We start from the raw sequence: 10,037 nt of genomic DNA, 5'->3' as shown, positions 1-10,037 counted from the left end.
CAGTATGACAGAGAAGGATCATTGTTATGAAAATGCTTGTGCAGAGCGTGTAAATGGGATATTGAAAGCTGAATTTCTCTTAGATAGGACATTTAATGACGAACAATTAGCTGAAAGAGCTGTTCGTTCGGCTATAGAGACTTATAACCAAGAGCGCCTACACTGGTCATTAGAGTTGAAGACACCAGATAGTATTTTCTTTAATCAAGTAGCATAAACATAGATATTATAGGCTATTAAAGATAAAAGCCATGCTTATATATGATTACAGAACTAAAGTTATTCCTGAAGTTACATAAAGTGTGACTTGATAAAAATGATGTTAAACAAATAACTAAAAGTGTCAACTAATTTTAGGACATGACATAGTGGTCAGACACTGATAGCTGAAAACTAAAAACTGACTACTGACTATAAGTGTTTATCACAATCCTAAAATATTTAGGGTCATAGAGGGTAGTCATGGAGTAGAAGGCGTCTTTACGTTGCTTTTTGTCTTGAGGAAAGGAGAGGTAATGCAGGTCGTTATCCAGAATTTGGTAAATCAGTTCGGTACAATAAAGTTCGCTAGGGTCGTCTATCACGCCACGATGGTCAAAGGGCACCCCTTGTTGTAGGTAATAGCGAGCGCGCTCCACTACCTTGAGACCTTGTTCGCGGGTCAGCCCTTGGGGACGTACCACGAGTATCTTCTCAGGCATGGAGTATTGTAAAAAGGTAGAGAGGGGTTGCTGCTGCATACCGTCCGTTTCGCTGACATCGGAGGAGAGGGAGTGAATAACCCACCACTTGCCCCCTTGACGGCAGAGAATCCCCGAATGGGTAACATCGAACCTGCCATCGTTAAGCCTTTGGGAAATCATATCGCTAAAGAAGCCATAACCCCTTCTAAGGATAATATCCCCTGGGCGGAGGGAATCCAGCTGGGTAGGGGAGAGGCGTATCCTGTCTTTGTTTTTAGCCACCTGCCGCTCTTCCTCTTGGGTATCTATATAGAAAAAGAGGTGAAACCCACCCCATAAGAGCAGCGGAAGAATGAGCCAATAGGCTAATTTGCTGATTCGCCAATAGGCTAATTTGTCAATGAGTCGATGTGCCAATATGTGATTTATTTTGGGTGCAAAGATAGGAAAATAATGACAAGTGACGAACAACTGATATACCACAATAGAATTTGTCACTAGTTAGTAATTTCATACATATAACTCCTTTTTGTGCAAATTTTTTTTGTATATTTTTCTTTTATTCCAAAAAAATGTTGTACTTTTGGGGTCAAATAAAATAAAATTTTTAATATATGAAACGTAATTATTTTTTACTCTTATCCACTTTGCTCTCTATACCTATTATGGCACAGGAGAAAGATTCCTTGCAGGTAGAGCAAAAGGCACCCAGTGGTGTCATGGAACAAAAGAAAGATAGCGTCAGTAGTAAAGAAGGAGGCAACCGAAATATGTTGCTCAACGCCTCTAGTGCTGACCAGCCCCGCCAGATCAATGTGGGCTTGCCTTCGAGCTTAGGTGCTACCATCTTCGAAGATGGACTACCTGTTTCCTATAGCTTCTGGCCAGATATGCCTTATTATTCTTGGTTTGGTGGCACCAGCTATGGTAGGGTGGCTCCTTTAAGCCTCACCGAAGGTGCCTTACAATATGGAGCTGTAGGCTATATATTGGATAGTTACCATAAGAGGTCTTCCGAAAATTTCAAAGGTGTTACCTCTTACCAACTTAATCATTTTGGACGTCAGTCTGTAGATATAACCCTAACTGGAGCCTTGGGCAATAGTTGGGGTTATTTAGTAAGCTCCAACCAGATTTGGGATCCCGGCACCTCCAAGATGCAGGCTGTCAACCTCCCTAAACGTGTACAAAGCTATAAGGCAATGGTGGACAAGACTTTTGCCGAAGGTAAAGGATATGCCAGCTTGTTGTATCAGTACAGCCGCTATATGAGTGTAGGCTCCGCTTATGCCCCCTTTATATATAAGGGCGACGGAAGTGTAGAACAGTACAAGGGCTTTAGATACGGTCTCGACACCTATTATGGCAATGAGGCCTCTTGGTTCCCTTACTTAGATGTAATGACAGGGGAGAAGAAAACTAAAAGATGGACAGATGCAGGTACTACCGACAACCATCAGCTCACTTTCTTGCTTAACTATACCTTGGAGAACGGCTCTCGCTTGGAGGTAAGCAGTAAGGCTAAGTTTGGAGATGTAAGTATGGGTATAAGTGCCGTTTCGGGTATTGTGAATAATACACTTGGCAAGTATTTCTATGCTGATGGCCGTCCTTTTACAGGGGATAAGATACAAAACCGCTATTTCATGTACGTGCCTGGTTTCGAGCGTGATTGGCTTACTACTGCCTTATGGAAAGGGCAAAGTGGCAATGGGCAACACAGCTGGCGTATAGGTACCAACCTATGGTATAACCGTGCAGGCGTACAACAGATGAATACAATCACAGCACATGAGGTAAAACCTGATCCTGCTCAGCTCTATACCAAGAACCCCGACGGCACCTTGTCCGTGTCCGATATTTATAACCCAGGTAGTGGGGAATACTATGACGGACACGAAAGCAAGTTTGCTCTTTTCGCCAGTGATGATTGGCAGATCAGTCCTTCCTTATGGATGAGCTTGGGCTTACGTGGGGAATACCTTGGCTATGGTGGTACCGCCGCCCTTACCAAGGATGGCAAGAACAACAACCGTACCTTTGGCTGGTGGATCGGAGCCAACTCCAATGGAGGCATCACTAAGTTCTCTGAAGGCTTCTTTAACCCTTCTATAACCTACAATATACGCTATACCATTGCCCCAGGCTTTGGACTCTTAGGAGAGTACGTATATGTAAAGCGTCGTCCTGACTTACAGGACTATGCAGGTAGTGCCCTTCCTATTCTTGACCCAGTAAATATCAACATGGGGCGTGCAGGAATTTTCTGGAATACTGACTGGATACAGCTTGTTTCTCAGTTCTCTACCATTTCACAAACCAACTACAAGTCTCGCGGTACTTTCTATCACCTCCTTACCCAAGACGTAGGAAGCAAAAAAGCAGGTGAAGAGGTGAGTGTTACCCAGCCTATTACCTACGATGTTCAGACTATGGGTTGGACTACCGACTTTGTGCTAACTCCTTTTGAAGGCTTCTCTTTCCACGGATTGCTCACCTTACAAAATCCTCAGTACAAGAATCTTAGTATCTTTGCCACCTTTGAGGACGGGGTTACCGATGGTGCTGATGTAAGTAATAACGTGGTAACCGCCATGTCCAAAGTGCTCATTGAGCTTGACCCTTCTTACAGCTGGCGCAAATGGCGTGCAGGAGTTAACTTCCGTTACTTCAGCAAACAGTATATCAACAAGACCAATACCTTGTACTTCAACGGACACTGGGAATCCTTTGCCCATCTGAACTATGCAATGAACAAACAAGTCTCTTTTACCTTAGGTGTAATAAACTTCCTCAACCAGACAGGAGCTACAGGTTCCATAGGAGCAGCTGACTTGGTTACCAATACTTCGAAGTATACCAACTACCTTATGTCAGGCTCTTACCTTCGTCCTTTTGAGGTATCCCTTACCACTACTATCAATTTCTAATTTGTGAAACCAATCTAATACACATATGAAAAATAAAATCTTTCACCAAGTGGCCTTAGGCTGTGCTTGCTTAGGCACAGTGGCCACTACCACAGGGCAAGTAAAACTCAATGCCCAGAATATAGACGAAGTCCTTAAAGAAATGACCCTACACGAAAAGGCCTTATTGGTTGTAGGGACAGGTATGGCAGGAATTACCGATAAGTCCAATTCTAATTTTGGTTCTTTCTCCAAGTTAGTGCCTGGGGCTGCGGGTACTACAGTGGCTATTCCTCGCTTAGGTATCACCTCAGCGGTGCTTTCCGATGGCCCTGCAGGGGTACGTATTGACCCTACCCGCCCTTATGACAGCAAGACATATTATTGTACTCACTTCCCTATAGGTACTTGTCTTTCCAGCTCTTGGAATATCCCCTTGGTTACTGAGGTAGGAGCGGCCATAGGAAAAGAAGCCAAAGAGTATGGGGTGGATGTAATGCTCTCCCCTGGAGTGAACCTTCACCGCGACCCTCTAAACGGACGTAACTTTGAATACTATTCCGAAGATCCTCTATTAGTGGGAGAAATTGCCTCTGCTTATATCAATGGCATACAAAGCCAAGGGGTAGGTACCTCTATCAAGCACTATGCAGTCAATAACCAAGAAACCGCCCGCTTGGGTAACGATGCCCAGGTCAGCCCACGTGCCGCTCGCGAATTGTATCTCAGAGGCTTTGAGATTGCCATTAGAAAAGCACAACCCTGGACAGTGATGTCTTCCTATAACTTAGTCAATGGCACCATGACCAGCGAGCGCTATGACCTACTAACTACCATTCTACGTGATGAATGGGGCTTTAAGGGTATTGTGATGACCGACTGGATGGGCGGTACGGATCCTATCCGTCGTAACAAAGCCACTGACCGTGTGGCCAATATGAAAGCAGGTAATGACCTGATAGAACCAGGAGAAGACAAAGATGTAGCCACTATAGAGGAGGCGGTAAAGAATGGCACCTTGGATGTGAAGTACTTAGATACCAATGTGCGCCGTATCTTGGAGTTCATTGTCAAGACTCCTCGCTTCAAGGGTTATGCTTATAGCAATGAACCAAACCTCAAGGCTCATGCCATGATAACCCGCAATGCGGCTGCCGAAGGAACCGTACTTCTGGAAAATAAAGGCGTGCTACCACTCTCTTCCGCTATCAAGAAAGTAGCCCTCTATGGAGTGGCCAGCTATGATCCTATTGCAGGAGGTTCAGGTTCTGGAAATGTAAATCGTGCCTATACCGTTTCCTTGGTAGAGGGTATGCGTAACCAAGGTTATCTAGTGGATGAGGCTGTTACGGACTATTACACTAAGTATATTCGCGAAGAAAAAGAGGAAATAGCTAAGACCAAACGCAATTGGTGGGAAGCTGTTCCACTACCTAAGGATAGACTCCCTTCCAATAGTGATCTCAATAGAGCAGCTATGAACAATGACTTGGCTATTGTTACTTTCCCTCGCCTTATAGGGGAAGGCTTTGATCGCAGTGAAAAGGAATTCTACCTCAATGATGTAGAAAAACAATTAATCCTCAAAGTCTGCGATATCTACCACAAAGCAGGTAAGAAAGTAGTGGTCGTACTCAACATAGGTGCGGCTATTGAAACTGCCTCTTGGAGTCATACCCCTGATGCAATTTTAGTCCCTTGGCAATGTGGTCAAGAGTTTGGTAACTCTGTAGCGGAAATCCTCTCAGGCAAGCTCTCTCCCTCTGGTAAATTGCCTATGACCTGGCCTGTTAAGTATAGTGATGTCTCCACTTATGGCAATTTCCCTGCCGATGGGCTTTATGTACCTGTCTTCGCCGATGGCCTAGACAAATACAAAAACCAAAAGAATGTAGGCTACACCCTCTACGAAGAAGGTATCTATGTAGGGTATCGCTATTTTGACTCTTTCAAAAAACAGGTGTCTTACCCCTTCGGTTATGGACTCTCTTATACTACCTTTGGCTATGACAAGCCTATGGTAAGTGACAAGGGAGAGACTGTAGAGGTGAGCGTAAAGGTTACCAACACTGGTAAGGCTGCGGGTAAGGAAGTAGTACAAGTGTATGTTACTGCCCCTAAGGGAGCGGTAGATAAGCCAGCCCAAGAGCTTAAGGCCTTTGCTAAAACTCGCGTCTTAGCCCCTGGAGAAAGCCAAACCCTTAGCATGACTGTTCAAAAGGCCGATTTGGCGTCTTTCAACACCAAAGAAAGTGCTTGGATTACCGATGCAGGTCAGTATACCTTCCATGTGGGAGCTTCCAGCCGCAATATCAAGGGCAGTGCTACGCTCAAGGTAGGTAAGATTGTCAGAAAAGTACATGATGTATTGCACCCTACCATGAAGTTCAACGAACTTAAGAGATAATCCTTTTCTATCCAAATAGTTATCATTAGAATAACACACACTCCAAAATCCACTGCAAAAAAATAAGGATAGGAGTGTGTGTTATGTTTTACAAAAAAAGACTTTAAGCACAAAAATAATTGTAATTTTTTTGTTATTATTCCAATCTTTTTTCGTACATTTGGGGCAAAATTACTTAAAAACTTTAATGTATGAAACGTAGTTATTTTTTATTAGCCACTGCCATTATAGGGATTCCACTGATGGCTCAAGAGAAAGACAGTCTCTCTACCAAACAAAAGACACCTGATACTGAGGAAAACCGCAATGTGATGCTCAATGCTTCCTCCAACTCAGGGCCTCGCGAAGTAAATATCGGGCTGCCATCTTCCGTAGGGGGTATTACCGTATTGGAGAATGACCTTCCTGTGGTGTATTATTTTTGGCCTGAGTTGCCTTCTCGTACTTGGCGCCCCTCACAGAGCTTGAACATGCGCGGGCTTATCTCGGTAGGTGAATCTACCCTTACCATTGGGGACTTCGGGTATGCAGTCAATACCTATACCAAGACAGGGGGCGACAAGACCCAGATAGAGGGTCTGCTCAAGGGGAACCATCATGGTTATTACTTAGGCGATGTGAATCTCAACGGCCGTTTTGGACAAAGCCATTGGCACTATGCTATAGGAGCATTGGTTACTGGCGACCCAGGAGAGGCCAAGCACAAAGGTTCCCGACTTATTGATGATACTCAAATATTCAGAGGCGTACTGACTTACAAGTTTGATGAGAAAAGCGATATTAACTTCGGTTATAAGTTTGCTCGTTCTAAGATGATAGGTCATTACGCCCCTTTTATTTATCATACCGACGGTAAGGTAAGCGAATACAATGGCATAGGCATCGGTACCGACTCGTATATGATCAGCGATGGGTATATCATCTTCAAGAATGCTCTTACAGGTGAGCCTTATCGCGCCAATTATACAGGTAGTGATTCTCCACTTTGGTCTTTCTCCCATACCTTTGACCTCTTTGGTAAGAATGACTTAGGCAATGATTGGTTCTTTAAGCACTCCACTCGTATTCGTTATGCAGAATCTTCTGCCCTTATTCCACTACTGGCAGGTTCTGTAAAAAGAGGTAACCAAGGTTATAGCTACCTTGATGGTACCCCTTACACAGGAGAATATGTACAGCGTATGTTGGCTATTCTTTCTCCTAAAACCCCTACCACTACTTGGATGACCCGCCTATGGGCAGAGAAGAAGACAGACAACCACCAGTGGCGCTTTGGGGTATTGGGTCAGTACTACAAGGAAGATAACTACCACCAAGATCGTTCTTTCCTCTTCCACTCTGTAGAGAAGCAACCTCGTATCTTGCGCCGAGATGGCACTACTGATCCCTTCTTTGACTACAACGTAGGAGCAGAATACCACAGCGGGTATGAAACTAAGATTACCGCCTATGCCTCCGACAGCTGGAATGCAACCCCTTGGCTCGACCTCTCTTATGGAGCTAACTTCCAGTACCACAAGCTCGAAGGTGATTATAGCTTGCAACCTCGCGGAGCAAATGTAGTGCTAAACCAACCTTTTACTACTTTTAACCACGACTGGTATCACCTCAACGGAGATTTACGCGCGGTAGTGAAACTCACCCCTGAGTTTGGCCTATTGGCTAACTTCACTTATCAGGAAAAACACGGCCAATTGGAAAACTATTCAGGTGCCTATACACCCGATTTTACTAAGACTAAAACACCTTTCCTAGCAGGCGGTATCTACTATAACAACAAATGGCTTAGCTTGGTATCACAGGTATCTACCCTTACACGTAATAATTACCAAACCCGCCTAAGTATCTCCGACCGCAACAGCCCTCGTTCTGAAGTGGTTTCTGTACATTACGACATCAAGACTGTGGGTTGGACTACCGATATGGTACTCAAGCCTTTTGATAATTTCCAATTGCACTACTTACTTACCTTGCAAAACCCTGAGTATAACAACTATGGCTGGACGAATCCGTTCAACGGACGCTCTATCAGTTATAACAACAATATCGTAACAGGTATCTCCAAGGTACTGATGGAAATAGACCCTTCGTATAGCATCAATAAGTTCCGTTTCGGACTTAACTTCCGCTATTTCAGCAAACAATATGTAAGCCCTACCAACCAGTTCTTTGTAGAACCCCGTTGGGAATCCTTCTTCTCCTCTTCGTATGAGATCAACAAGCACCTGAACCTTGGTTTCAATGTGGTGAATATCTTCAACCAGACAGGAGCCTCCACCAGTATTGCCAATTCAGAAATCCCTTATGATAACATACAAGATGCTGAAGGTAGCTTAGTTACAGGTTCTTACATACGTCCACTTACCTTTGAACTACAATTGAATTTTAGGTTTTAAGCTCCAACCAAATCTTAAACCACATGAAATCTCTGAAAGCAATTTTTTTACTATGGGTTATGACCATGGCTGTCTCTGTTGAGGCAGTCATGGCTTCTAATCCGCCTGAGAAGAAACCACGAATCATCATCACTGCCGATCCTGAGCTGGACGACAATAACTCTTTGATACGCTTTTTATTGTACAGTACCGACTTTCGAGTGGAAGGCCTTATCTATGCCAGTAGCCAATTCCACTGGAAGGGTGATGGGAAGGGAACCACTTGGTATGTACCTAACCGCGAATATGGGCGTGTAGGCATGACCCAGCCTATGACCTCTTGGCGCTATGTGCCCGAAGAACGCTTTATCCACGAGAATGTGGAGACCTATGCCAAGGTGTATAAAAACCTCAAGGTACATCACCCCGATTATCCTACCCCTGAGTACTTATTATCCAAAATACGTGAAGGCAATGTCGCCTTTGATGGGGATTTCTCCAAAGATACCCCAGGCTCAGAGCTTATCAAGCAGTGTATACTTGATGAAGATGACAGCCCCCTATATATTCAAGCATGGGGAGGGGCTAGCACCATAGCCCGCGCACTGAAGTCCATAGAGGAAATCTACTCAGGACAGCCCAATTGGCCTGCACTGAAAAAACGTATCTCTAAGAAGGTTGTCCTATGCCTATCCATGGATCAGGACGATACTTATGCCCGCTATATTCACCCCTTTTGGCCAGAGATAACCGAGCTAAATCCCAATGGCATGCAAGTGGATTTGACTTTCTTCGCCCCCTTGAGAGCCAAAGAAGAAAACAAGGTGTTCTATTCTCCCGAATGGACACAAGAGTACATACGCAGCAAAGGCCTCTTTGGTGAGCGCTATCGCGTATGGGGCGATGGCAAACAGATGGTTAAGGATGATATCTTTGATTTTTTCGGAGTGAGCGAATTGGGTAAGGACAAGCTCAAGGAAAAAGGGTATATCTTATGGATGCCTACCCTGCTTCCCAAGGGTACTTTCATCTCGGAAGGGGATACTTTCTGCTATTTGAACCTAATAGACAATGGCCTACGCGGAGATGAAGACCCTACTTTCTGTGGTTGGACAGGTGCTAAGATGGCCATTCCTGCTGAGGTAAAGAGTGCCGATATACCCGCTTATCTTCGTCAAAAGATTGGTCTGCCCGACTTTACCCCTGCCGTACAATATGGCTTTGCCGCTCGTATGGCCTGGTCGGTAACTGATGACTATAAGAAAACTAACCATGAACCCACCATCAGTGGAGCTAATGAAATAGAGGTAAAAGCAGGGGCACGTGTATCGCTCAAGTGCAAAGTAAGCGACCCAGATGGTAATAAGGTCAAGCTACAATGGTATCAATTCAAGGTAGGTAGCTACACAAAAGATGTGGCCATAGATGGAGCCACTACTGACACTGCTACCATTACGATCCCCACCGATGCTAAAGCAGGAGACACCCTCCACTTTGTCCTTGAGGCCACTGACGAAGGTAATCCACCCCTTACTCGCTACCATAGGGTAGTGCTTAGGGTAAAATAATAACGAATTTTGGTGGTGCTTCAAAAAGTATGATACAACTTTAGATATACCCATAATTGATATAAAAGAAAGCTAAAGCAAAGGCCTTTAGATGA

General features: G+C 44.4%; 6 protein-coding genes. 5 read left to right on the top strand and 1 reads right to left on the bottom strand.

Going from position 1 to position 10,037, the window contains the following annotated elements; translation table 11 throughout:
- On the top strand, window positions 1–217 hold a 217-nt coding region (locus HMPREF1154_RS12955), incomplete at its 5' end, for an integrase core domain-containing protein (protein ID WP_009640930.1).
- A 187-nt stretch (window positions 218–404) separates the two neighbouring features.
- Here the strand turns inward: HMPREF1154_RS12955 and HMPREF1154_RS12950 are convergent.
- Window positions 405–1,100 (bottom strand): YiiX/YebB-like N1pC/P60 family cysteine hydrolase, encoded by a 696-nt coding sequence (locus HMPREF1154_RS12950; RefSeq protein ID WP_009643070.1) that lies wholly within the window; start codon window positions 1,098–1,100, stop codon window positions 405–407.
- A gap of 197 nt (window positions 1,101–1,297) precedes the next feature.
- On the opposite strand from HMPREF1154_RS12950, the gene HMPREF1154_RS12945 reads away from it, so the two are divergent.
- The 4 genes from HMPREF1154_RS12945 (at window position 1,298) to HMPREF1154_RS12930 (ending at window position 9,942) form a co-directional block, all read left to right on the top strand.
- Window positions 1,298–3,613 (top strand): TonB-dependent receptor, encoded by a 2,316-nt coding sequence (locus tag HMPREF1154_RS12945; protein WP_009643067.1) that lies wholly within the window; start codon window positions 1,298–1,300, stop codon window positions 3,611–3,613.
- 25 nt (window positions 3,614–3,638) lie between these two features.
- Window positions 3,639–5,999, top strand: a complete 2,361-nt coding sequence (locus tag HMPREF1154_RS12940; RefSeq protein ID WP_009643071.1) for a glycoside hydrolase family 3 N-terminal domain-containing protein — start codon at window positions 3,639–3,641, stop codon at window positions 5,997–5,999.
- Window positions 6,000–6,190: 191 nt separating this feature from the next.
- Window positions 6,191–8,395: a TonB-dependent receptor gene (locus HMPREF1154_RS12935; protein ID WP_009643068.1), complete on the top strand. Its 2,205-nt coding sequence runs from the start codon at window positions 6,191–6,193 to the stop codon at window positions 8,393–8,395.
- A 23-nt stretch (window positions 8,396–8,418) separates the two neighbouring features.
- A complete protein-coding gene (locus tag HMPREF1154_RS12930; RefSeq protein ID WP_009643069.1) occupies window positions 8,419–9,942 on the top strand; it encodes a DUF1593 domain-containing protein in 1,524 nt (507 codons plus the stop codon).
- Window positions 9,943–10,037 lie beyond the last annotated feature (95 nt).

The sequence above is a fragment of the Capnocytophaga sp. CM59 genome, assembly GCF_000293175.1.
Taxonomy (GTDB): domain Bacteria; phylum Bacteroidota; class Bacteroidia; order Flavobacteriales; family Flavobacteriaceae; genus Capnocytophaga; species Capnocytophaga granulosa.
Note: the sequence above shows the minus strand (reverse complement) of the source record. Positions and strands in the feature narration are given on the sequence as shown.

What these genes read in the sequence shown, in the direction of transcription:
- HMPREF1154_RS12945 (WP_009643067.1), top strand. Translation starts at nt 1,298, where the DNA reads ATGAAACGTAATTATTTTTTACTCTTATCCACTTTGCTCTCTATACCT.
- HMPREF1154_RS12940 (WP_009643071.1), top strand. Translation starts at nt 3,639, where the DNA reads ATGAAAAATAAAATCTTTCACCAAGTGGCCTTAGGCTGTGCTTGCTTA.
- HMPREF1154_RS12935 (WP_009643068.1), top strand. Translation starts at nt 6,191, where the DNA reads ATGAAACGTAGTTATTTTTTATTAGCCACTGCCATTATAGGGATTCCA.
- HMPREF1154_RS12930 (WP_009643069.1), top strand. Translation starts at nt 8,419, where the DNA reads ATGAAATCTCTGAAAGCAATTTTTTTACTATGGGTTATGACCATGGCT.